This window comes from Cellulomonas jepli (genome assembly GCF_047229345.1).
GTDB lineage: Bacteria > Actinomycetota > Actinomycetes > Actinomycetales > Cellulomonadaceae > Cellulomonas_A.
In genome coordinates this window covers 1-21,734 of the sequence record NZ_JBFTER010000042.1, presented here as the reverse complement: position 1 = coordinate 21,734, position 21,734 = coordinate 1, and the positions used below count along the sequence as shown (strand labels likewise).

Sequence of the window (21,734 nt, the reverse complement as noted above, 5' to 3'; positions counted from 1 at the left end):
CTGGGCGCCGCCGCTTCCTACGCTCGGGGGATGGCCGTCCCACCTGCGTCGTCGCCCGGAGCCGGCGCCGTGCGCGCAGGCTCGTCGCCCGGCTCCGGCGGGCCGCCCCTCGGACGAGGCGTCACGCCCGTGCCCCGCCTCACGGCGGAGCGCACGGTCGACCTCGTGCTTGCCGCCGCGACGGTCCTCGTCGTCGCGCTCACGGTCGGCGCAGGCCTCGAGGCCGAGCGTGACCCGTCGGTCCTCGCGTACCTGTTCGCGCTCGGGTTCGGCGCGGTGCTGCTGGCCCGCCGTCGCCGGCCCGTCACGGTGCTCCTCGTGACGGTGCTCGGGATCTTCGCGTACTACGCGCTCGGCTTCCCGGCGATCGGGCAGGCGCTGCCCGCGGCGGCGGCGCTGTACTCCGCGGCCGAGCTCGACCGCACGCGCGCGGCGCTCACCATCGGCGGGGTGCTCGTGGGCGTCGCGGCGTACTTCCGGATCACCGAGGGGCTGCCGGCGACGTACCTGCTGAGCTACGAGCTGCTGACCAACGTCGCGCTCGTCGTCGCCGCCGTCGCGCTCGGGGTGAGCGTGCGGGTGCGGCGGCAGTCGCGCCTCGACCAGGAGCGGCTGCGGCTCGCGTCGCTCGCGGAGCAGGAGCTCGAGGCGGACCAGCGCCTGCAGGCGCAGCGGGTGCGCATCGCGCGGGACCTGCACGACGCGGTCGGGCACACCGTCTCGGTCATCGCGGTGCACGCCAACGTCGCGTCGGAGGCGGTCGGCCGGGACGACGCGCTCGTCGCGGCGTCGCTCGAGCAGATCCGCACCGCGACGTCCTCGACGCTGCGCGAGCTGCGCTCGACCGTGCGGCTCCTGCGCACGCCGGCGGACGACCCCGCGCGCGGGACCGTGGGGCTCGGGGGCGTCGCCGCGCTCGCGGAGTCCACGCGCTCCGCCGGGCTCGACGTCCGTGTCGACGTCGACGTGCCGGACGACGCGGTCGACGGGGCGATCGGCGCGGGCGCGTACCGGATCGTGCAGGAGGCGCTGACCAACGCGCTGCGGCACGCGGGCGCGCACCGGGTCGACGTCCGGGTGGCGCTCGCGGGTGGCCGGCTCGACGTCGTGGTGCGGGACGACGGGGCCGGCGCGGTGCGCACGCCGGCGGTGGCAGGCGCCGGGCAGGGGCTGCGGGGGATGGCTGAGCGGGCCTCGCTGCTCGGCGGCACCGTGACGTGCGGCGCGGCGGACGGCGGCGGGTTCGTCGTGCACGCGCGGCTGCCTGCGAGGCTGACCGCATGACGACGCCGGACGACGACGCGGACGGTCCCCGAGCAGCCGAGGAGGGCCGCCGGGGGATCCGTGTCGTGCTCGTCGACGACCAGGAGCTGCTGCGCGCCGGGCTGCGCACGCTCGTCGAGCGCGACGGCGACATCGCCGTCGTCGCCGACGCCGCGACCGGGCGCCAGGGCGTCGCACGCGTGCGGGAGCTGCGGCCCGACGTCGTGCTCATGGACATCCGGATGCCCGACCTCGACGGCATCGAGGCGACACGCACGATCGTCGCCGAGCCGGCGCTGGCCGGCGTCGCGGTGCTGGTGCTCACGACGTTCGACGAGGACGAGCACGTGTTCGAGGCGATCCGCGCGGGCGCCGCGGGGTTCCTGCTCAAGGACGTGGCGCCCGACGAGCTCCGCCAGGCCGTCCGCGCGGTCGCCGCGGGGGACGCGCTGCTCGACCCGTCGGTCACCCGGCGCGTGATGCAGGCGGCGGCGACGGCACCGCGGCGCGACGACGGTGCCCGCCTCGCGGGGCTGACCGAGCGCGAGCGCGAGGTGCTGCGCGAGATCGGGCGCGGGCGCTCGAACCAGGAGATCGCGACGACGCTGCACCTGAGCCCGGCGACGGCCCGCACCTACGTGAGCCGCCTGCTCACGAAGCTCGACGCGCGCGACCGGTCGCAGCTCGTGGTGCTGGCGTACGAGACCGGGCTGGTGTCGCCGGGGACGCCGTCCGCCTGATCGGGCGCCAGAACCGGCTGCCGATCGTCCGGGACGCGGCCTACCGTCGGTCGGGTGGACGAGGCGGACCTGACGGTGGACGGCTACCGGATCGAGCCGTTGAGCGCGGACACGTGGCAGGCGTTCGCCGGGCTGGCGGAACGCCACAACGGCGTCTGGGGCGGGTGCTGGTGCACGTACTTCCACCTGTACCCCGACCCGCCCGAGCGCCGGGAGCTCGGGAACTGCGAGTTCAAGCGGCAGCTCGTGCTGAGCGACCGGACCCACGCGGCGCTCGTCCTGGACGGGGACCGGGCGATCGCCTGGGCGCAGTTCGGGGGGGTCGCCGAGCTGCCGAACATCCAGCACCGCAAGGAGTGGGAGAAGGGCCTCGTCCGGGCGCCCGACTTCCGGATCACGTGCCTGTTCGTGGACCGCGACCACCGACGCCGGGGGGTCGCCGCCGTGGCGGTGCGCGGTGCGCTCGCCCTCATCGCGGAGGCCGGCGGCGGGCTGGTCGAGGCGTACCCGCACGACCTGCCGCCCGGCAAGAAGACGTCGTCGTCGTTCCTCTACAACGCCACGCGGACGATGTACGAGGGGCTCGGCTTCGCCTACCAGCGCCCCAAGGGCAAGCGGAACTGCGTCATGACCACGGAGGTCACCGCGGCCGGGAGGTCCGTGTCCCGGGGCTGATCGTCGGGGGGACCGCGGGTCAGGCGGCGCGGTTCGGCGACCGCCGCCGCAGGTCGACGACGCCCATCGCGAGCGCGACCGCCAGGAGCGCGACCGTCGCGCGCAGGCCGTGCGTGACGCCCGTCGCGGTGTCGCCGCTCCCGGAACCGGCGAAGTAGAGGGACCCGGCGACGGCGATCCCGACGGCCGAGCCGAGCCGCTGGCCCGTCTGCAGCACGCCGCCCGCGGCGCCGGCCTGCTCGACCGGCACGTGCTCGAGCGCGAGCGTCTGGTTCGGGGAGATGACGAGGCCGCTGCCCAGACCCGCGACGAGCAGCGGCGCAGCGATCCACCACCCGGTCGCGGGCGAGCCCGCGGCGAGCGCGAGGAGCACGTCGGTCGCCACCACCCCCACGACGACCAGCGCGAGCCCCAGGACGACGACGCTGCGTCCGCGCGTGCTGACCACCCGCCCGCCGACCGCGGACGTCACCGCCGAGCCCAGCGCGAACGGGGTGATCGCGAGGCCCGCGGCCAGGGGTGAGTAGGCGAGCTCGTCCTGCAGGTAGAGGGTCAGGACGAAGAAGATCGACGTGAACCCGGAGAAGTACGCGAGCGCGAGCAGCGCGCTGCTGCCGTAGCCGGGCACGCGGAACAGCGACAGCCGCACCATGGGGGTGCCGCCGCGTGCCGCGACGCGACGCTCCCACAGGCCGAACGCGACGAGCAGCACGAGCCCGGCGACCAGCAGGACGAGGTCGACGGTCTCCCACTGCTCGCTCACCAGCGGCCACAGGAGACCGACGACGCCGGCCCCGAGCAGCACGGCGCCCACGGGGTCGAGGTCGCGTGCGGGCTCCTTGTCGCGCCGCGGCGTGAGGTAGCGCAGCGACAGCAGGACGGCGAGCACGCCGACCGGCAGGTTCACCAGGAAGACCCAGCGCCAGCCGTCCTCGGGCCCGACGACCGCGAGGATCACGCCGCCGAGCACCGGACCGATCGCGGTGGACACCCCGATGGTCGTGCCGAGCCGGCCGAACGCCCGCCCGCGCTCGGCGCCCCGGAAGAGCTGCTGGATGATCCCGGAGACCTGCGGGTTGATGATCCCGCCGCCGACGCCCTGCACGAGGCGTGCGGCGACGAGCCACTCCGCGGACGGCGCGAGCCCCGCGGCGAGGGACGCGAGCGTGAAGACCACGACCCCGACGATGAAGAGGCTCCGCCGCCCGCGGGCGTCGCCGAGCCTGCCCGCGCTGACGAGGACGAGCCCGAACGTCAGGGCGTAGCCCGACACGACCCACTGGAGCGCCGAGGGGGAGGCGTCGAGGTCCTGGGCGATCGAGGGGAGCGCGACGTTGACGATGCTGACGTCGAGCAGCGTCATGAACCCGGCGGCGAGGCAGACGCTGAGCGCCTTCCACCGGTTCGGGTCCGGCTCGTCGGTGGGTGGGACCGCGCTGCGGGTCCGGGCGTCCGTCACCCTTCCGGACACTACGTCGGAGCTCCGGACGCCGCGCGCCGCGAGGTCGACCCGTGGCTCAGGGCCCGACGGGCTGCCGCACGATCGTGCGCATCCGCTCCGGTGCGACGCGCCGCGGGTCCGAGAGGTACACCTCGTGGTGGCGCCCCCGGAGCGCGCGCCCGGCGTCGGCGGCGAACGCGTGCAGGCGCTCGATGGTCGGGCCCTCGGTGGAGTAGGGCCCGTGGTGCAGGACCTGGACGACCTCGCCCTCGTCGAGCACCTCGAGCCGGAGGCGGTCGCCGGCCGGGGCCTTCCCCTTGCGGGTCGCGGTGCCGAGGGCGTCACCGACGAGCTCCGCGGTGACGCCGTCGTGCTGCGCGATCAGCATCGTCCACAGCCAGTCGTCGCGGCGGCCGGTCGTGAAGGTCGTGAGGTCGTCGGCCCACCACAGACCCTCGAGCGGCATCACCGTCCACGGCGTGCCCCCGGACGCCTTGACCAGCGCGCGGACGCCGTAGCTCACCGCGTACAGCGTCCGCACCGCGTCGGTGTAGGCCGGGGCGACGGACGGGTCACCCGCGCCGTCGACCATGAGGTACCGGATCGGCGGGACGACGACGAGCTCGGGGTCGTCCGGTGCGCGCCACACCCCCGGGTGGGTGCGCCGCAGGTCCGGACCGGTCGTGGTGGTCATCTCAGGGCTCCTCGCCGCCAGGGGACAGGGCGGTGGTGACGGGGACGCACACCTCGGTGACCCAGTGCGCGGGCTCCGGGTCGCGCGCGGGGGACACGACGTAGACGTCGAGCAGGGGGCCGTCGAACGCGAGCCCCTGCTCGGCGACCCACGCGCCGACCGCACCGATCGTCGCCCCGACGGCGTCGTACGGGCCGCGCAGCACCCCGACGGCGACGTCCTGCTCGGGCCGCTCGACGCAGCGCACCTCGCCGGTCGAGGCGAACGGCGAGGTGACCTCGCACTGCACCTCGACGTCGACGTCGCGCTCGCGGTACTCGGTGTCGTGCAGGACCGCCGCCGTCCACCCCGACGCGGCCGGGCGGCCCCCGGCTGCCCCGAGCGCGGGGTAGAGGCGCTGCCAGAGCACGCCCTCGTCGGCGTAGGTCGGGATCGTCGCGCGCAGCGCCGCGACCGTCCGTGCCGGGAGCCGGCGCAGCGTCACCGCGACGGGCCCCGGCGGGGACCCGAGCGTCGCGAGCAGCCGGTCGACGTCGCCGACGCGACCGAGCGCCGCGGCGGCCTCCCGCACGAGCCGGCCGCGCTGCGCCTCGAGCACCGCGCGCATCCCCGCCGGGTCGTCGACGAGGCCGGCGCACGCGCTCAGCTCGGCGACGCCCAGGCCGAGGTCCCGCAGCGTGCGGACCCAGTCCGCCGTGCGCAGCGCGTGCGCCGAGTAGGTGCGGTAGCCCGACGCCGGGTCGACGTGCGCGGGGGAGAGCACGCCGTGCGCGTCGTAGTAGCGCAGCATGCGGACGCTGAGCCGGGACAGCCGGGAGAACTCCCCGATGCTGAGCAGGTGGTCGTCGCGCATGCCCATGACCCCACACCCTGACACCGTGCGAGGGTCAACGCGGCCCGCGTCGGGTCGATGCGCCCCGACGGGGGCCGCCGACGTCCGGGGCCGACGCCCCCGCACGGGCGCACCCCGTCAGCCGGCGGCGAGCACCTCGCGCAGCCGCGCGGCGAAGGCCTCCGGCTGCCCTGGCATCCCGTACTCGTCACCGAGGAACCCGCCGTGGTTGCTCGGGAACACCGCGAGCTCCTCGCCGAGCTTCTCGGCGAGCGCCGCCGTCGTGCGCCACGTCATCGTGTCCTTGCTCTCGATGCCCGCGGCGAGCACGAGCGGCACCGAGGACGCGCGCAGCGCCTCGACGTCGGGGCGGTAGGCGACGACCGGGTCGGACGCGCCGGACAGCAGCGGGTCGGTGCGGGCGCCGTCGTCCTCGCCCGGCATGCCGAACATCGCCGGGTCGGGCGCCTCGGCGAGGACCTCGGGCGTGAACTCGCCCTGCCACGACGTCATGGCGATGAACGACGCCATGCCCCAGCCCCAGCCCTTCGCGTCGAACGTGTCCCGGAGGCGGCGGAACACGGCTTCCGCCTGCTCGGCGTCGGGCAGCACGGTGATCACGGGCGGCTCGTGCGCCACGACCCGCACGAGGTCCTCCGGGTGGGCGGTGAGGTATGCGATCGCCGTGATCGCGCCCCCGCTGCTGCCGAACAGCTCGACCGGACCGGCGCCGAGCGCGGCGACCAGCAGGTGCAGGTCCTCGGCCTGCTGCTCCGGGTGGTGCTCCGTGCTGCCGTCGTGGCGCACGCTGCGGCCGAGCCCGCGCGGGTCGTAGGTGACGACCGTGCGGTCCGGGAAGTACGAGGCCAGCGTGCCGAAGCCGGCCGCGTCCATCGGCTGCCCGATCATCAGCAGCGGAGGGGTGCCGTCGGCCGTCGGGAGCGGCCCGCGCACGTCGTAGGTCAGCGTCGCGCCCGGGATCTCGAGGGTGTGGGTCGCGAGGGTCGTCGTGGTCATCGCCGTGCTCCTGTCGGTGGTCGTCCGTCGGGGCGCTGCTCCGCGCCCGCTGGTGGGTCCGACTCCGCCCGGCGCCGGAACTCATCGGCTCCCGGACGTGCGTCGGGTCAGAACAGCAGGCCCTTGAGCGCCACGGTCCCTCCGGCCCCGATCACGGCGAGCACCAGGCCGGCGATCGCGGCGGTCCGGCCCACCGGCGCGTACCCGGCGGCCGTGAGCTGACCGGCCCGCACCAGGCCCTGCGCGCTCAGCACGATCGCGGCGATCGAGGTGACCAGGAAGGAGTTGACCAGGAGCGAGAGCACCCCGAGCACGAGCCCGGCGGTCGCCCGTGTGTTCTTCAGGACGACCGGGGCCAGCGGGCGTGCGAGTCCCTCGAGCGGCCGGGTCTGCGCGGCCCATGCCGTCCCGTCCCACCAGCGCTCGACCCCGGGGGTCGCACGGTCGGGGTACCAGCCGGGTGCGGCGTCGCCGCGCGGGGCGGCGGGCTGCGGGACGGTCGGGTCGGGTGCGTCGTGGCTCATGACCTCATCCTCGGGCACGAGGTGCGCCGGTCGCGGCCACGGTGTCCCGGTACCAGGCGACGAACGCCTCGCCGGGCTCGCCCGACCGGCGGCGCAGCGCCGAGCGGCGCAGGGACACGGGCCGCAGGCTGACCCAGCTCACCTTCGCCAGCCCCGGGACGCCCGCCGGCACACGCACGTGGTCCGACCGCGCGCTCTTGTCCTGGGACGTCATGGAGGCGACCTGGCACGTGCGTGCGCTCACCGCCAGCACCAGCACCGGCCGGTCCTTGCCGCCGGGCCGGTCCTCGAACGGCACCAGGGCGAACCAGACCTCACCCGGACGTGGCGTCGGCCCGCGGCGGCGACGCGAGAGCCGCAGCAGGACGAGGATCACGGCGACGGCGACCGCAGCCAGCCAGGGACGCTCCTGCAGCGCCGCGGCGAGCGCGGTCACGGACGACTCCGGTTCGGGCACCCGAGCAGCCTAGGGTCGCCCGCCCCGACAGGTGTCCGCGCACGCTCGTGCGTCGCTCGTGCGGCCGCGGGACCAGGACCTTCGGACGGTCCCGGGTGGCGGCGCCGTGCACCGGCCGCCGCCCGCGGCCGGTGTTCACGAAACCGGCACGCGAACGACCCCAGGCGGCGGCGTGCGCGTCCTAGGGTGCGTGCGTGACTCTGGGCGAACCCGCGCTGCTGCGCATCAACCACGTGTCCGAGAGCGTCTCCACGGTGCAGGGCCACGGTGTGCACACCGCGTTCTGCGACCTCGCGGCGGCGCACGCGGCGCTCGGCTGCGACGTCGGCATCAACGAGGACTGGCGCGACGGCGTGCTGCACGTGCACACCCTCGGGCCGTCGAGCCTGCGCCGGCTCCGGCGGCACCGGGGGCTACGCGTCGTGTCCGCGCACGTGACCCCGGGCTCGCTCGAGGGCAGCCTGGTGGGCGTCCGGCTGTACGGGCCGGCGTTCACGGCGTACCTGCGGACGTTCTACAACCAGGCGCACCTGATCCTCGCGGTCAGCGCGGCCGCCGCGGCCGAGCTCCAGGAGATCGGGGTGCGCACCGCGATCGAGGTCGTCCCGAACGCCGTCGTCGCCGAGCCGTTCCAGGGCTCGCCGGCGCACCGCGCGAGCGCCCGCTCGGCGCTCGGGCTCGGCCCGGAGGAGTTCGTGGTGCTCGGCGTCGGGCAGCTGCAGCCGCGCAAGGGCGTGCAGGAGTTCGCCGACTGCGCCCGCGCCCTGCCCGACGCACGGTTCGCCTGGGTCGGCGGGACGCTGTTCGGCGCCGCGTCGGCCGGTCGCGGGGAGATGAGCCGCGTCGTCGCCGACGCGCCGGCCAACCTGCGGTTCACCGGCCAGCTCTCGCGCGCCGAGGTCGCCCGGTACTGCCGCGCGGCCGACGTGTTCCTGTTCCCCTCGCGGCACGAGACCTTCGGCATGGCGCCCGTCGAGGCGGGCTTCGCGGGGCTGCCGCTCGTCCTGAGCGACCTGCCCGTGTTCGCGGAGGTCTTCGGCGACCGGCCCGACGCGTACCTGCAGGCGGCGGACGTCGCCGGGTACGTCAGGCACCTGCGTGCGCTGCGTGCGGACCCCGGGCTGCGCGCGCACGCGGGGGCGCGGGCGGCGGCCGCCGTCGCGCGCTACGAGGGGAGCCGCGTCGCGGAGCAGATCGCCGACCTGTACCGGATCTGGTCCGGGCTGGGCGTCCTCGGCACGGGCACGGCACCGACTGCGCAGGTCCGGTAGCCACCCGTCGCCGGCACGCCCGGGCGCCGGCCTGCGCACGTGCGGCGACCGGCGCCTGAGACCTCCCGACGGCGCGGGCCGCGTCACTCCCCGCGCACGTGGCTGTACAGCCAGTCGACCATGACGTCGTTCGAGTACGTCGGCACCCACGCGAAGTGCGGGTTGACCGGCGTCGTCCCGGCGCTCCACGTGGTGAACAGCGTGTGGCTGCCCTCGGCCTCCGCGCGCTCCCACTGCGCGCGGGCGTTCGCCTCGTTCTCCTCGTCGGGCAGGTTCGCGGCCCACTCGTCGCGCGTCACCGGCGTCCCGGTCGCCTCGATCGCGGCCATCAGGTTCCAGTCGGAGTCGGGGCGGTCGTAGAGCACGGTCGTGTCGTCGACCGAGTGCGTCGCCCAGATCGGGATGTCCTTGAGGACCGGCGCGGACGCCAGGTCCGCGTACCCGGTGACCGGGAGGGCCGCGGCGAACAGCTCGGGGCGCTTCGGCAGGATGTCGAACGTCCCCATCGAGCCCATCGACAGGCCGGTCAGGTACACGCGGTCGGGGTCGACGGGGTACGTCGCGATCGCGCGGTCCACGAGCTCGAGCAGGGCCTGCTGCACCCCCGGGACCTCCCACACCGACTGGCCCGGCTCGACCGGCTGGACCGACGGCGGCGGCGCCTGCGGCACGAGCACGAAGCTCGGGTCGGACGCCTGGCGCGACGGCTTCGCGAACGCGACCCCGAGCTCGTTCGCCAGGAGCTGCGTCGTGCCGTCGGTGCCGCGCTCGCCCGAGCCGTGCAGCGCCACGACGAGCGGGTAGAGCGTCCCGTCGGGGCCCTCGCCGGGACGTCCGCCGGACGGGTGCCCGTGGTGCGAGCCCGGGGACCGGTCGCGTCCGGGGGAGTACAGGCCGTAGCGCAGCAGCACGCCCGAGGACCCGGTGGTGGCGCGCACGGCGAAGTCGTCGACCACCGGGATCACGACGTCGTCGTTCGCGAGCGCGTCGCCCGTCTCGCGCACGAGCACCCGGCCGCGGCGGTCGACGACGTCGTCGAGGACCTCGACGAGGTAGGCGCCCTCGAGCGCGTACCGGTGGTTGAGCGTGCCGTCGTACCAGAGCACCCCGGCGTTCGGGTCGTCGGCGGACAGCTCGACGACGACGACCCGGCCGCGGGTGCGCGGTTCCCCGGGCTGCGCGGAGTCGCTCAGGTACACGTCGGTCACGGTGCGGGGCGCGGTGACGTCGTCGAGCGTCGCCTGCACCGCGAACGCCGCCTCGTCGAGGTCCGTGTACGGGGCGCTGACCGTGCGGTCGAGCTCGATCGCCACGGCGGTGACGGCTGCGCCGAGCGGTCCGACCTCCGCGACGACGTCGACGCCGACCACGGAGGCCGCCCCGCGACCGGACTGCGGTGACTGCGCCGCGGTCGCGGGCGGCACGAGGACCGCCGCGAGGAGGGCGGCGGTCGCCGCCGCCGGGACGAGGTGTGCGCGGACCGTCATCGGTGCCCCCCGAGGTGGTGGCGCGATCGCCGTTGACCGCGCGCTCGTCCATTGAACGGGCGGCGGAAACCGCGGTCAACGGACGAAACGGACACCCTGCGCGGCCGTCGGGCCGGAGACGGACCGGTCGCCCGGTCCGTCGGGCGGACCGGGCGACCGTCGGTGCGGCGGAGCCGGAGCTCAGCGCGTGGTGTCCGTGCGGTGCTCGTCGACGACGACGTCCGGGTCCGCGCGGTGCGCGCCGGTGCCGGTCCCGCCCTCGGTGCGGCGGCCGTCCGTCGGGACGTCCGGGTCGATGCGGTCGGCGCGCCCGAGCTGGTCGTCGAGCTTGGCGCGGGCGCCCTCCGCGTGCTCCGCACGGCGGCGGGCCTCGGCCTGGAGCTCCGCGGCGTCGGCCGCCCGCTGGTCCGCCTCCGCCTGCGCGAGCCGCGCCTCCGCGTCGACCCGGGCCGCCTGGGCCTCGCGACGCTGGACCTCGATGCGGTCCGCCTCGGCCTTCTCCCGGATCTCGCGCGCCTTGGTGCGCTGCGCCTCGGCCGCTCGCTCGCCGCGCCTGCGCGACAGCGCGAGCAGCACCACGACGACCACCACCAGCACGACGACGCCGATGATGATCCCGACGGTCTGGCCGTCCATGATTCCTCCTGGGGTCCGAACGGGTGACCCCGCTACCCGACCGCCAACGGGGCACGCCCGCAACCGGAGGCGGTGCGGTGCCTGCGGCGACGACCCCTTCGGGTGACCTCCGCCGCCCCCGGGCATCCGGGTGATTCTGGTCCGTCGTCCAGGTTGCACCCGCCCACGTCGCTCACCGCGGCGCCCGCTGTGCCGAATCGCACACCATGAGCGGGCCTGGGTCGTCGGGGCGGACGCTCGGCTCCCGACTGTTCGCCACGTACGCCGCCGCGAGCCTGGTGCCGATCGTCGGCATCAGCGCGCTCCTGATCAACGGCGCCCGCTCCGACGCGCTGAACACCGGGCTGCTCCAGGCGAAGGCGCAGGCCGCCGTCATCCAGCAGATGGCGATCGGCCCGGCCCTGCGCGACGCGCACCTCGACGGCACCGTCCGGGACGAGGCGCTCACGGAGGACGCCGTGCGCCGCCTCGGCGAGTCGACACAGCTCGCGGTCTTCAACGCCTCGGTCGTGCACCTGCGGGTGCGCGACGAGTCGGGCCGCGTCCTGTTCACCGACGACGGCTCGGACCAGAGCCCGCAGGCGGCGGGCTCACTTGACTTCCGGGCCGCCGTCGCGGGCACCCCCGTCGCGAGCCTCGTCGAGGACGGCGTCGACGGGACCGTGGTGCGCGTGACCCAGCCCATCATCGTCAGCACCGCGGGGCGCGCGAGCGGCGTCCTCGAGGTCGAGCTGCCGTACGAGCCGATCCAGCAGAACCTCGACGCCAGCCTGCGCAGCACCTACGGCCGCCTCGCGGGCGGCCTCCTCGTGCTCTACGTCGTGCTGGCCTCGATCTCGTGGTCGACGACCCGGCGCCTGCGCCAGCACGCCGCCGAGCGCGAGCACGAGGCGACGCACGACCAGCTCACCGGGCTGCCCAACCGTGCGCTGCTGCGCGAGCGCGTCCGCCGGATGACGGACCGCGGCGCGGAGCCGCACGGCGCGCTCGCGCTCGTCGACCTCGACCGGTTCAAGGACGTCAACGACACGCTCGGCCACCACGCGGGCGACGTGCTGCTCGAGGTCGTCGCCCGGCGGCTGCAGAGCGCGCTGCGTCCCGACGACACCGTCGCGCGGATCGGCGGGGACGAGTTCGCGCTCGTCCTGCCGGGCGTGACGACCGCCGACGAGGCGCAGGGGCTGCTCGCGCGCGTCGTCGACGAGCTGGGTGCCGACATCGACCTCGACGGCACCTCGATCCGCATCGACGCGAGCATCGGCGTGGCGCTGAGCCCGCAGCACGGCGGGTCGTTCGCCGAGCTGCTGCGGCACGCGGACGCCGCGATGTACCGGGGCAAGCGCGGCACGTCGAGCGTGGTGATCTACGAGCCCGGGGCCGCCGAGGCGCCGACGGGTCACGGGCTGCTCATGCGCGAGCTCGCCGCGGCGCTCGACCGTGACGAGCTCGTGCTGCACTACCAGCCGCAGGTCGACCTGGTGAGCGGTCGGGCGGTCGGCCTCGAGGCGCTCGTGCGCTGGCAGCACCCGACGCGCGGGCTGCTCCCGCCGGTCGAGTTCCTGCCGACGCTCGAGCAGTCGCACCTCATCGACCCGTTCACGGCGTGGGTCCTGGGGCGCGCGCTCGCGGACCGGGCGCGGTGGGCCGAGCACGGCCGGGACCTGTCCGTCGCGGTCAACGTCTCGCCGCGCAACCTCACCACCGCCGGGCTCGTCGGGACGGTCGCCGAGCTGCTCGAGCGCACCGGCACACCGGCGGGTCGGCTCACGGTGGAGGTGACGGAGAGCGCGCTCGGCACCGACACCGAGCAGGCGGGCGCCGTCCTGCACGCGCTCGTCGACCTCGGCGTGCGGGTCTCGCTCGACGACTTCGGCACGGGGTACACGAGCCTGCGCCAGCTCCGGCGCCTGCCGTTCGCCGAGGTCAAGGTCGACCGGGCGTTCGTCGCGGGCGTCGCGTCGCCCGACCCCGAGGCCGACCGCGCCGTCGTCGCGTCGGTCGTCGGGCTCGCGCACGGGCTCGGCTGCGTCGTCGTCGCCGAGGGCGTGGAGGACGCGGCAGCGGGTGCGTGGCTCCGCGCCGCGGGGTGCGACGTCGCGCAGGGGTACCACTACGCGCGCCCCGGCCCGTGGCCCGACGTGCTCGGGCTCCACGCCGACGACGCCGCCCGCGCCGGCGGGCCCGACCCGGCGCCGCCGGGCACCGGGAGCACGCCGAGCACCGACAGCACCGCCCGCACGGACAGCACCGCCCGCACCGACCGCACCGACCGCACCGAGAACCAGGTGGTAGCGCCATGAGCACCCACGTCCTCCGCCGGACCACCGCCGCGGCCGCCGCGGCCCTCGTCGCGCTCGCCCTCGCCGGCTGCACTCCCGACGCCGAGCCGGAGCCCGAGGCGCGGCAGGCCGCCTTCTCCCAGGAGCTCCACGACCGGCTCCCCGCCGGCGTCCGTGACGACGGCACGCTCACGGTGCTGACGTCGGCCGGCTACGCGCCCGTCATGTTCTACGCCGCCGACGGGCGCACGCTCGAGGGCTCCGAGGCGGACCTCGCGGCGGCGCTCGGGCGGGTTCTCGGCGTGGACGTCGAGTTCCTCCCCGCGGAGTTCCCGACGATCCTGGACCGGCTCGCCGCGGGCGAGGCGGACCTGGGCATGTCGGGGATCACCGACACCGTCGAGCGGCAGGCGAAGGTGGACTTCGTCGACTACTTCCGCGCCGGGACGGCGATCCTCGTGCAGCACGGCAACGCGCACGGGATCACCGGGCTCGCGGACCTGTGCGGCCGGCCGGTGTCGGTCGGCGCCGGGACGACGCAGGAGCTGCTCGCCGGCCGCCTCCAGGAGACGTGCGGCGACCGGCCGCTCGCCGTCACGCAGTCGCTGACCGCCGCCGACGCGATGCTCGAGCTGCGCGCGGGCACGGTGCAGGCGACGCTCGTCGACTACCCGCCGGCGGCGCACCTCGCGAGCGACCCGCGCAGCCGCAGCGCGTTCGAGCTCGTGAGCGAGGAGCAGCACGAGCCCGCCCCGTTCGGCATCGCGGTGTCGCGCACGAACGAGGGCCTGGCGCCGGTGCTGCAGGACGCCATGGGGGAGGTGCTCGCCTCGGGCGAGTACGAGGACGTGCTGGCCCGGTGGAACCTCCAGGGCGGCGCGGTCGACGAGGTCACGCTCAACGCGGGGACGTAGCGGTGCACGCACCCCGACCGGGCGGCGCCGGCGGCCGGCGGGACCGGGGGCCGAGCGAGACGGGCGACCGGGCGCCGTAGAGTCGGGGCCGTGCACTGCTCGTACTTCGTGGCGGAGCGTTGCCGGTCGTGCACGCTCCTCGACCAGTCGTACCCCGAGCAGCTCGCCGCCAAGCAGGCGCACGCGCAGGCCGTGCTCGGGCCGCGCCCGGAGCTCGTCTGGCTCCCGCCGGTCGCGAGCGTCGAGGCCGGGTTCCGGAACAAGGCCAAGATGGTCGCGGGCGGCACCGTCGACGCCCCGACGCTCGGGATCCTCGACCCCGGGGGCGCCGGCGTCGACCTGCGCGACTGCCCCCTGTACCCGCCGGTGCTGCACGCGAGCCTCCCGGTGCTCGCGGACTTCGTGACGCGGGCCCGGCTCGTGCCCTACGACGTCGCACGCCGCACGGGCGAGCTCAAGTACGTGCTCGTGACGCAGTCGCCCGACGACGAGCTGATGATCCGGTTCGTCCTGCGCTCGCAGGAGTCGGTGGCCCGGATCCGCAAGCACCTGCCGGCTCTGCTCGCCGCCCTGCCCCACGTGGTCGTCGTGTCGGTGAACCTGCACCCCGAGCACAAGGCGACCGTCGAGGGCGACCGGGAGATCCTGCTGACCGGCGCGCAGACGCTGCGCATGCGCGTCAACGGGCTCGACCTGCACCTGCGCCCGCAGAGCTTCTTCCAGACGAACACCGAGGTCGCCGCCGCGCTGTACCGGCAGGCGCGCGACTGGGTCGACGAGCGCTCGCCCGCCGCGGTCTGGGACCTGTACTGCGGGGTCGGGGGCTTCGCGCTGCACGTCGCGGCGCCGGGCCGCACCGTGACCGGGATCGAGACGAGCGTCGAGGCGGTCGCGAGCGCCGAGGTCAGTGCGCGCGAGGCCCGCCTCGACGGCACACGGTTCCTCGCCCGCGACGCGACGGCGTTCGCGCTGGGGTCGGGCGCGGCGGGCGGCGGCGACGGTGCGCCGGACGTCGTGATCGTCAACCCGCCGCGGCGCGGTCTCGGGCCCGACCTCGCGCGCTGGCTCGAGCGCTCGCCGGTGCGGAGCGTCGTGTACTCGAGCTGCCACTCGGGGTCGCTCGCGCGCGACCTGGCCGAGATGCCGTCCCTCGTCCCCGTGCGGGGGCGGGTGCTCGACATGTTCCCGCAGACGATGCACTACGAGGTCGTCACGCTGCTCGAACGCCGGTAGGCGACGGCAGACGCCCACAGAGACCCCCGTCCGGACGGCGTGTCCTCGGTGCGTGGTGGACTGCACCGGTGGCGACCCAGGAGGCGGGCATGACCTACGAGTTCGACGCGGAGCTGTGGCTGTGGCAGTCGCGCAGCGACAGCTGGACGTTCGTGAGCCTGCCGGAAGGCGTCGCGGACGAGGTGCTCGACGTCGCGGGCGGGCGGGCGCGCGGCTTCGGGTCGCTCCGCGTCGAGGTCACCGTCGGCACGACGACGTGGCGCACCTCGATCTTCCCGGACTCGGGCCGCAAGACGTACGTCCTGCCGGTCAAGAAGGCGGTCCGCACCGCGGAGGGGCTCAGCGCCGGGTCGACCGCGCGCGTGCACCTCGTGGTCCTCGACGCCTGAGCGCGGCGCGTCCCGGCAGCGCCGGGCGGTCCTCGTCCGCTCCGTCCCGAGCGTCCGCGCGCCGCAGCGCGACCACGACGACGAGCGGCCACAGCGCCTGCGCGCCCGCGACGAGCCGCTCGGTGAGCCCGGTGGCGGCGCCGCCGTCGGGGGTCAGCCCCTGGAGCTCCGCGACGAACAGCACGAGGAGTCCGGTGAGCGCGCCCGCTGCGCCGAGAGCGACCCCGCGCCGTCGCACCCCGGACGCGCCCGGGCACCAGGCGGCCGCGGGCCAGAGCGCGAGCGCGCCGAAGCCGATCCCCGCGGCCACGCCGTGCGGGTGGGGGAAGGCGTCGACAGCGAGGGCAGCGACCGCGAGCGTCGCGAGCCCGCCGACGGCGTGCACGGCACGGGCGAGCCGGGGGAGCGGCCGCAGACCGGCGGCCGTGACGACGTGCGCGACGCCGGTGAGCGCGAGCCCGGCCGTCATGATCCAGGGCGCCGTGGCGTCCGAGGCGGCGAGCGCGCTGATGGTCTCCCGCACGGGGTCGAAGTCGTCCTGCACTGCCGCCGCGACCGTCCAGCCGCCGATCATCCCGACCGGGGCGGCGATCGCGGACGCGAGGGCCCAGCGGGGGACGGGGAGCCGGACGGCAGGTCGGGGGGCGGGCATGCTCGGACGGTACGCACGCGCGGAGCACCGTGCCCGTCCGGCCGGGGTGAACCCGCGGAGCACCGTGCCTGCACGACCGGGGCGGACCCGCGGAGCGCCGTGCCTGCCCAGGCGCCTGAACCCGCGGAGCACCGTGCCGGCGCGACCGGGGCGGACCCGCGGCGCACCGTGCCCCACCGGACCGGGCCGGGTCGGCCGGACCCGCCCGTCCTCGGGCGTACGGTCAGTGCCCGCCGGACCCGGTCCCGCCGCCCTGCCACGCGGCGGACGCCGCCTCCACCGTCAGCCGGAACAGCTCGGGGTAGGACGTGCGCAGACCCTGCGCGGTCACGGCGAGGCCGTCGGCGCCGAGCGCGCGGTTCGCCCGGCGCGACGACCGCGCGATCGTCGTGAGCGTGAGCCGGTCCCAGACGTCGTCGGCGACCCGCAGCACCAGGACGTGCTGGCCCGAGTGCGTCCACGTCGAGATCTCGAGCACGTCGGCCCACGGCACGGTCTCGCGGGCGACGCGGACGTCACGGAAGCCCTCGGAGGAGATCGTCACGACCGCGCCGCGCTGCACGAGCGCGCGCCGGACCCACACGAGGCCGCAGAAGCCGAAGAACAGCGCGCCGACCCACCCGACGACGACCGCGACGACGCCCTCGCCGAGCACCGCGAGAGCCGCCGAGGCCGCGGTCATGAGCGCGCTGAGCAGTGTGAGGCGCACCGTCTGACCGGGCGACGTGCCGATCTCGACGGTCGGGCCGGCGGGCGTCGCGGGGCCGGCGGGCGTCGCGGGGCTGGGGGGCGTGGTCACGCGGTCTCCTGGGCGTCGGCTCCCGGGCGCTCGCAGGCGCGGGCGGTGTGGCGGGGAGCGGGGTCGGGCGGGCGGCGGGCGGCCGGTCGGTCAGCGCGTGCCGGCGGCCGCGAGCACCTCGACGTGCACCGTCCACGTCACCGGGACGCCCGGCTCGAGCAGCTGCGCGCGGCCGTCGTCGCGCGACGCGCTGAGGGCCTCCCGGGCGCCGGTCGCGGGCTCGAGGGCCACGACGCGCTCGCGCGAGAACATGCCGGCGTCGACCCAGAGCGCCAGGAAGGGCACGGCGGCGACGTCCCAGGAGAGCCGCAGCACCGACCCGTCGGCCGCACGCACGCCCGCCCACGAGGCCGGGGTCTGCGGCGCGACCCAGATCTTGAGCGCCTCGCCCGCCTCGACGTGCTCGGCGTCGGCCAGCTCGTCGGTCCACGGCGCACGCCCGTCGAGCCCGTACACGCCGTCGACGTGCGTCGCGTCCGCGGGCAGCTCGATGCGTGCGCCCGGCCCGGGGGCGAACTGCGGGTGCGCGGCCCACTGGAACGGCACCGGTTCGGTGCCGCGCGCCTCCGCGGTGTAGACGAGCGCGAGCCCCGTCGCGGTCGGCTCGGTCCGGCGCGTGAACCGGTACGGCAGCAGCCGGCTCTCGAACCCCCACGACCCGTCGTCCTGCGCGGTCCACGGCGTCGTCCAGGCCTCGCCGTGGTCGGGGAGCGCGACGCCGTCGAGCACGTCGGCGTCGACGTTCGGGACGCACTCGTCCCAGCCGCACATCTCGGCGTCGGTGAACGAGGCGGGGCCGCGTGCGGGCGGCGGCACGTCCGGGCCGGGCCCGAGCAGCCACTCGCGTCCCGAGGAGTCGCGCAGCGACGCGATCTTGGCGCCGCGGCCGGGCACGACCACCGCGACGAGCCCCCCGCCGCCGGTCACCTGCACCGCCGGCTCGCCGTGCCAGGTGGTCGTCGACTCGTGCGTGCGCATCACCGTGCTGGTCTACCAGATCGCCGTGCCCCGGCGGGTGCCGGTTCGCGTCGTGGCGACGCCGGAGCGCCCGCGACCTACGCTGCCCGGATGGACTGCGACGTCGTGGTGGTCGGTGCCGGGATCGCGGGCCTCGAGTGCGCCCGGACCCTGCACGAGCGGGGGCTGCGCGTCGTGGTGCTCGAGGCTGCGGGCGAGGTCGGCGGGCGCATCCGGTCCGAGCACCTCGACGGCTTCACGGTCGACCGCGGGTTCCAGGTGCTCAACCCGGCCTACCCGGCGGTCCGGGCACGCGTCGACGTCGCGGCGCTCGACCTGCGCCCGCTGCTGCCGGGCGTGGCGGTCCGGCGCGACGACGGCCTCGCGCTGCTGGCCGACCCACGCCGCGCCCCGCGGCTGCTGCGCGAGACGCTGCGCAGCGGGTACGTGCGCCCACGCGAGCTCGTCGCGCTCGCGCGCTGGGCCGCACCCTCGCTCGGTCCGGTGCGCCGGCTGCTGAGCGCGCCGGACGACGCCTGGGGACGCTCGCTCGACGCGCACGCCGCCGACGGGCGGGTGCGGCGCGAGGTCCTCGAGCCGTTCCTGGCCGGCGTGCTCGCGGAGGACGACGGCTCGTCGTCGACCCTGTTCGTCCGGCTGCTCGTGCGCATGTTCCTGCTCGGTACCCCGGGCGTGCCCGCCGCCGGCATGGGCGCGTTCCCCGCACAGCTCGCGCGCGGCCTGCCCGACGTCCGGCTGCGGCACGCCGTCGAGCGGGTCGACGCGGTCCCCGGCGGGCACCGGGTCCGCACCGCCGCCGGCGCGCTCACGGCGCGGGCGGTCGTCGTCGCGACCGACGCACCCTCGGCCGCGACGCTCACGGGCGTCGCGGTGCCCGCCATGAAGGGGCTCGTCACGTGGTGGTACGCGACCGACGAGCCGCCGGACGCCCGGCCGGTCGTCGTCGTGGACGGGCGCCGCCGCGGCCCGGTGGTCAACGCCGCGGTGATGAGCGCCGCCGCGCCGTCGTACGCGCCGCCGGGGCAGGGCCTCGTCCAGGTCACGTCGCTGCTGCGGGGCACGGCACCCGCCGAGGCGGACGTGCGCCGCCAGGCCGGGGAGATGCTCGGCACCGGCACGTCCGGGTGGCGCGAGGTCGCGCGCCACGAGATCCCGGCGGCGCTGCCCGTGCAGCCCCCACCGCTCTCGACCCGGCGTCCCGTGCACCTCGGCGACGCGCTGTTCGTGTGCGGCGACCACCGCGACACGGCGTCGTCTCAGGGTGCCCTGGTCTCCGGTCGCCGGACCGGTGCCGCGGTCGTGCGGGTGCTCCGGGGGTCGTCGCGCTGAGCTCCGGCGCCCGTCGCGAACCGCGTCCTCCAGCGGCCGGTAGCGGGGGAGTCGCCGCTCAGGCGTCCGACGTCGCGCGCGCGCCCGCTGCCGCGATCGACCGGCGGCCGCTCGGCAGCGCCATCGCGAGCCCCACGACCGCGAACAGCGCGACCCCGGCCGCGACCAGCAGCTGCTCGACGCGGAAGCGGTCGGCGAGCGGCCCGAACACCGCCATCCCGACCGGCATCGCGAGCGCCATGACGATGCCGACGAACCCGAACACCCGGCCCTGCATCTCGGGCTCGACCGTCTCCTGCAGCACGGTCGTCGACGGCGTCGAGAAGAACGGCACCGCGAGCCCGAGGGCGAACATCAGGCTGAAGAACACCCACATGTTCGTCGACAGCCCCATCGCGACCGAGAGCACCCCGAACACGAGCGTCGAGCGCAGCAGCAGGGCCATCCGGTTCGCGTTCCCGCCCCACGCGGCGACCGCGCCGCCGCCGAGCATCATCCCGACGCTGAACGCGATCTCGTTGACGGTGAGCTTCCAGACCTCGTCGCCGAAGGTCCGCACGACCATGAGCGGCGTGAGGTACGACGGCGCGACGATGAGCACGAACACGACGGCGAAGAGCCCGAGCACCCAGCGCACGAACGCGTGGTGCGCGACGTACCGGAAGCCGGCGGCGAGGTCGTCGAAGTACCCGACGGGTGCGTCGACGTCCGACCGCACGAGGCGCGGCACCCGGATCGTGAGCAGCAGCGCGATCCCGACGACCGCGGTCACGACGTCGACGAAGAAGATCGCGACGATGTCCCAGCTCGCGTAGAGCGCCGCCGCGGCGGCGGGCGCGAGCAGCATGAGCGCCGCCTGGATGGTGCCGTTGATCCCGTTGACCCGCATGAGCCTGCTCGTGGGGACGATCTGCGGCAGGAGGGCGCCGACCGCGGGCGTCTGGATGCCGGCGCCCGCCGAGCGGATCGCGAGCGTCAGGTAGATGAGCCACAGGTCGTCGGCCCCGCCCATCATGAGCAGCGCGAGCGCGAGGGTCGTGACGGCGATCGTGGCGTCCGCCCCGACGATCAGCGCCCGGCGGTCGAGCCGGTCCGCCCACACGCCGCCGAACACCGACACGACGGCCTGCGGGAGGAACCCGACGACCGACGACACGGCCAGGACCGTGCCCGACTGCGTCGTGAGGGTCAGGTGCCACATGACCGCGTACTGCACGAGCATCGAGCCGAGCAGCGACACCGTCTGGCCCGTGAGGAAGACCGTCACGTCGCGCCGCCAGCCGGGGCGCTCCTCCTCGGCCGGGGCGACGGCCTCGGCCACCGCCGGGCCCCCGGGTGGTGCGGCGCCGTCGTGCGCGCCCGTCCCGTGGTCGTGGCCCGCGGTGTCCTCGGGCGGCGTCGTCGTCACCCGCCCATGGTGCGGACCGGCGCCGGGGGAGTCCAGCGGTTTGGCTCGCGGGCCTGCCGGGGTGTCAGCGCGGGACCAGTCCGCCGCCCACCCACGCCCGGATCGCCGCGACGTCCGCGGGACCGAGCTCCATGCGCGCACCCCGGCACAGCCCGACGACGTTGTCCGCCCACGTCTGCGCGAGCTCGACCGCACTCGGCTTCGTGGTGAGGTCGAGGCCCGCGAACAGCACGCCGGAGATCACCGTGTTGACGGACGCGCGGCCGATCGCCTCGCCCGCGGCCTGGCACGCGTCGCGCACGCGCCGGGCGGTCTCGGGCCGCACGAACGGGGTCGTGCGGACGTCGTCCGCGAGCGCCGTGAGCAGCACCCGGTAGCGCTCGGTCGGCAGGTTCGGGATGTCGGTGACCTCGACGACCTGGCGCTGCAGCGGGGGCAGGTCGACGCTCTCGACGGGCTGCAGGTCCGCCTCGCTGAAGCGCTTGGGGTCCCACACGAACCCGGGCGCGGGCTGCGGGGCGGTGCCGAGCTCGGGGACCGTGCGCGCGAGCCAGGCGAACAGGTCACCGGTGCCGTCCCAGCCGGAGCCGCGCAGCGCGGGGTCCGCCTTCCACGCCGCCTGCGCGACGACGTCGCCGGGCAGGGCGTCCACGAGCGACCCGCCCGTGCGCGCGTCGTCGTCCACGAGGACCGCCGTCGCGCCGGCGAGAACCGAG

Annotated in this window: 21 protein-coding genes and 1 pseudogene; 9 read left to right on the top strand and 13 right to left on the bottom strand. The window is 76.0% G+C overall.

All coding sequences use genetic code 11. The features are described from left to right. Positions 1-30: 30 nt before the first annotated feature. The 3 genes from AB6N24_RS11615 to AB6N24_RS11605 are packed head-to-tail and all read left to right on the top strand — an operon-like array spanning position 31 to position 2,678. Positions 31-1,284, top strand: a complete 1,254-nt coding sequence (locus AB6N24_RS11615; protein WP_412869557.1) for a sensor histidine kinase — start codon at positions 31-33, stop codon at positions 1,282-1,284. Next, complete coding sequence (locus AB6N24_RS11610; RefSeq protein WP_412869556.1) at positions 1,281-2,003, top strand: response regulator; 723 nt, start codon at positions 1,281-1,283, stop codon at positions 2,001-2,003. The genes AB6N24_RS11615 and AB6N24_RS11610 overlap by 4 nt, the downstream gene beginning before the upstream one ends. Before the next feature lie 54 nt (positions 2,004-2,057). Continuing rightward, positions 2,058-2,678 (top strand): GNAT family N-acetyltransferase, encoded by a 621-nt coding sequence (locus AB6N24_RS11605; RefSeq protein WP_412869555.1) that lies wholly within the window; start codon positions 2,058-2,060, stop codon positions 2,676-2,678. A 19-nt stretch (positions 2,679-2,697) separates the two neighbouring features. Here the strand turns inward: AB6N24_RS11605 and AB6N24_RS11600 are convergent, their stop codons facing one another. The 6 genes from AB6N24_RS11600 to AB6N24_RS11575 all read right to left on the bottom strand — a co-directional run bounded on the left by AB6N24_RS11600 (position 2,698) and on the right by AB6N24_RS11575 (position 7,643). Beyond that, positions 2,698-4,137 (bottom strand): MFS transporter, encoded by a 1,440-nt coding sequence (locus AB6N24_RS11600; RefSeq protein WP_412869554.1) that lies wholly within the window; start codon positions 4,135-4,137, stop codon positions 2,698-2,700. A gap of 58 nt (positions 4,138-4,195) precedes the next feature. Then, the gene (locus AB6N24_RS11595) at positions 4,196-4,813 is read right to left on the bottom strand and encodes a GyrI-like domain-containing protein (RefSeq protein WP_412869553.1); all 618 of its coding nucleotides are present in this window, start codon (positions 4,811-4,813) and stop codon (positions 4,196-4,198) included. Position 4,814: 1 nt separating this feature from the next. Next, on the bottom strand, positions 4,815-5,672 hold the full coding sequence (locus AB6N24_RS11590; RefSeq protein WP_412869552.1) for a MerR family transcriptional regulator: 858 nt from the start codon (positions 5,670-5,672) through the stop codon (positions 4,815-4,817). Positions 5,673-5,783: 111 nt separating this feature from the next. Further along, a complete protein-coding gene (locus AB6N24_RS11585; protein ID WP_412869551.1) occupies positions 5,784-6,662 on the bottom strand; it encodes an alpha/beta fold hydrolase in 879 nt (292 codons plus the stop codon). Between the two features lie 107 nt (positions 6,663-6,769). After that, on the bottom strand, positions 6,770-7,186 hold the full coding sequence (locus tag AB6N24_RS11580) for a DUF2510 domain-containing protein (protein WP_412869550.1): 417 nt from the start codon (positions 7,184-7,186) through the stop codon (positions 6,770-6,772). Between the two features lie 4 nt (positions 7,187-7,190). Next, positions 7,191-7,643, bottom strand: a complete 453-nt coding sequence (locus AB6N24_RS11575) for a type II toxin-antitoxin system PemK/MazF family toxin (protein ID WP_412869549.1) — start codon at positions 7,641-7,643, stop codon at positions 7,191-7,193. A 194-nt stretch (positions 7,644-7,837) separates the two neighbouring features. Here AB6N24_RS11575 and AB6N24_RS11570 point away from each other — a divergent pair, with 194 nt between their 5' ends. Continuing rightward, entirely contained in the window at positions 7,838-8,914 is a 1,077-nt protein-coding gene (locus tag AB6N24_RS11570; protein WP_412869548.1) for a glycosyltransferase family 4 protein, read from the top strand. Between the two features lie 83 nt (positions 8,915-8,997). Here the strand turns inward: AB6N24_RS11570 and AB6N24_RS11565 are convergent, their stop codons facing one another. Continuing rightward, positions 8,998-10,401, bottom strand: coding sequence for a prolyl oligopeptidase family serine peptidase (locus AB6N24_RS11565; protein WP_412869547.1), 1,404 nt, complete (start codon positions 10,399-10,401; stop codon positions 8,998-9,000). 180 nt (positions 10,402-10,581) lie between these two features. Beyond that, positions 10,582-11,037: a hypothetical protein gene (locus tag AB6N24_RS11560; RefSeq protein WP_412869546.1), complete on the bottom strand. Its 456-nt coding sequence runs from the start codon at positions 11,035-11,037 to the stop codon at positions 10,582-10,584. Between the two features lie 206 nt (positions 11,038-11,243). Between AB6N24_RS11560 and AB6N24_RS11555 the strand changes: the two genes are divergently transcribed. The 4 genes from AB6N24_RS11555 (at position 11,244) to AB6N24_RS11540 (ending at position 15,852) form a co-directional block, all read left to right on the top strand. After that, complete coding sequence (locus AB6N24_RS11555; RefSeq protein WP_412869545.1) at positions 11,244-13,337, top strand: putative bifunctional diguanylate cyclase/phosphodiesterase; 2,094 nt, start codon at positions 11,244-11,246, stop codon at positions 13,335-13,337. After that, positions 13,334-14,230 carry an ABC transporter substrate-binding protein gene (locus AB6N24_RS11550; RefSeq protein WP_412869544.1) on the top strand — a complete coding sequence of 299 codons (897 nt, stop codon included), beginning with the start codon at positions 13,334-13,336 and terminating at the stop codon, positions 14,228-14,230. The genes AB6N24_RS11555 and AB6N24_RS11550 overlap by 4 nt, the downstream gene beginning before the upstream one ends. A 90-nt stretch (positions 14,231-14,320) precedes the next feature. Beyond that, on the top strand, positions 14,321-15,463 hold the full coding sequence (gene rlmC, locus AB6N24_RS11545) for a 23S rRNA (uracil(747)-C(5))-methyltransferase RlmC (protein WP_412869543.1): 1,143 nt from the start codon (positions 14,321-14,323) through the stop codon (positions 15,461-15,463). Positions 15,464-15,531: 68 nt separating this feature from the next. Then, positions 15,532-15,852 carry a DUF1905 domain-containing protein gene (locus AB6N24_RS11540; RefSeq protein ID WP_412869542.1) on the top strand — a complete coding sequence of 107 codons (321 nt, stop codon included), beginning with the start codon at positions 15,532-15,534 and terminating at the stop codon, positions 15,850-15,852. Here AB6N24_RS11540 and AB6N24_RS11535 read toward each other — a convergent pair. The 3 genes from AB6N24_RS11535 to AB6N24_RS11525 form a co-directional block, all read right to left on the bottom strand. Continuing rightward, a complete protein-coding gene (locus AB6N24_RS11535) occupies positions 15,803-16,504 on the bottom strand; it encodes a DUF998 domain-containing protein (protein WP_412869541.1) in 702 nt (233 codons plus the stop codon). The two genes, AB6N24_RS11540 and AB6N24_RS11535, sit on opposite strands and share 50 nt — an antisense overlap. A 223-nt stretch (positions 16,505-16,727) precedes the next feature. Further along, on the bottom strand, positions 16,728-17,303 hold the full coding sequence (locus AB6N24_RS11530) for an STM3941 family protein (RefSeq protein ID WP_412869540.1): 576 nt from the start codon (positions 17,301-17,303) through the stop codon (positions 16,728-16,730). 90 nt (positions 17,304-17,393) lie between these two features. Continuing rightward, complete coding sequence (locus AB6N24_RS11525; RefSeq protein ID WP_412869539.1) at positions 17,394-18,284, bottom strand: aldose epimerase family protein; 891 nt, start codon at positions 18,282-18,284, stop codon at positions 17,394-17,396. Between the two features lie 87 nt (positions 18,285-18,371). Here AB6N24_RS11525 and AB6N24_RS11520 point away from each other — a divergent pair, with 87 nt between their 5' ends. Next, positions 18,372-19,610 carry an NAD(P)/FAD-dependent oxidoreductase gene (locus AB6N24_RS11520; RefSeq protein ID WP_412869538.1) on the top strand — a complete coding sequence of 413 codons (1,239 nt, stop codon included), beginning with the start codon at positions 18,372-18,374 and terminating at the stop codon, positions 19,608-19,610. A gap of 58 nt (positions 19,611-19,668) precedes the next feature. Here the strand turns inward: AB6N24_RS11520 and AB6N24_RS11515 are convergent, their stop codons facing one another. Together AB6N24_RS11515 and AB6N24_RS11510 are read right to left on the bottom strand one after the other, a co-directional pair. Further along, positions 19,669-21,018: an MFS transporter gene (locus tag AB6N24_RS11515; protein ID WP_412869537.1), complete on the bottom strand. Its 1,350-nt coding sequence runs from the start codon at positions 21,016-21,018 to the stop codon at positions 19,669-19,671. Positions 21,019-21,082: 64 nt separating this feature from the next. Beyond that, positions 21,083-21,734, bottom strand: a pseudogene (locus tag AB6N24_RS11510) (hypothetical protein); the annotation flags it as partial.

Bases quoted from the DNA above. Each gene is read 5' to 3' on its own strand.
- AB6N24_RS11615 (WP_412869557.1), top strand. From the start codon at position 31: ATGGCCGTCCCACCTGCGTCGTCGCCCGGAGCCGGCGCCGTGCGCGCA.
- AB6N24_RS11610 (WP_412869556.1), top strand. From the start codon at position 1,281: ATGACGACGCCGGACGACGACGCGGACGGTCCCCGAGCAGCCGAGGAG.
- AB6N24_RS11595 (WP_412869553.1), bottom strand. From the start codon at position 4,813: ATGACCACCACGACCGGTCCGGACCTGCGGCGCACCCACCCGGGGGTG.
- AB6N24_RS11590 (WP_412869552.1), bottom strand. From the start codon at position 5,672: ATGGGCATGCGCGACGACCACCTGCTCAGCATCGGGGAGTTCTCCCGG.
- AB6N24_RS11585 (WP_412869551.1), bottom strand. From the start codon at position 6,662: ATGACCACGACGACCCTCGCGACCCACACCCTCGAGATCCCGGGCGCG.
- AB6N24_RS11580 (WP_412869550.1), bottom strand. From the start codon at position 7,186: ATGAGCCACGACGCACCCGACCCGACCGTCCCGCAGCCCGCCGCCCCG.
- AB6N24_RS11565 (WP_412869547.1), bottom strand. From the start codon at position 10,401: ATGACGGTCCGCGCACACCTCGTCCCGGCGGCGGCGACCGCCGCCCTC.
- AB6N24_RS11560 (WP_412869546.1), bottom strand. From the start codon at position 11,037: ATGGACGGCCAGACCGTCGGGATCATCATCGGCGTCGTCGTGCTGGTG.
- AB6N24_RS11555 (WP_412869545.1), top strand. From the start codon at position 11,244: ATGAGCGGGCCTGGGTCGTCGGGGCGGACGCTCGGCTCCCGACTGTTC.
- AB6N24_RS11550 (WP_412869544.1), top strand. From the start codon at position 13,334: ATGAGCACCCACGTCCTCCGCCGGACCACCGCCGCGGCCGCCGCGGCC.
- AB6N24_RS11535 (WP_412869541.1), bottom strand. From the start codon at position 16,504: ATGCCCGCCCCCCGACCTGCCGTCCGGCTCCCCGTCCCCCGCTGGGCC.
- AB6N24_RS11520 (WP_412869538.1), top strand. From the start codon at position 18,372: ATGGACTGCGACGTCGTGGTGGTCGGTGCCGGGATCGCGGGCCTCGAG.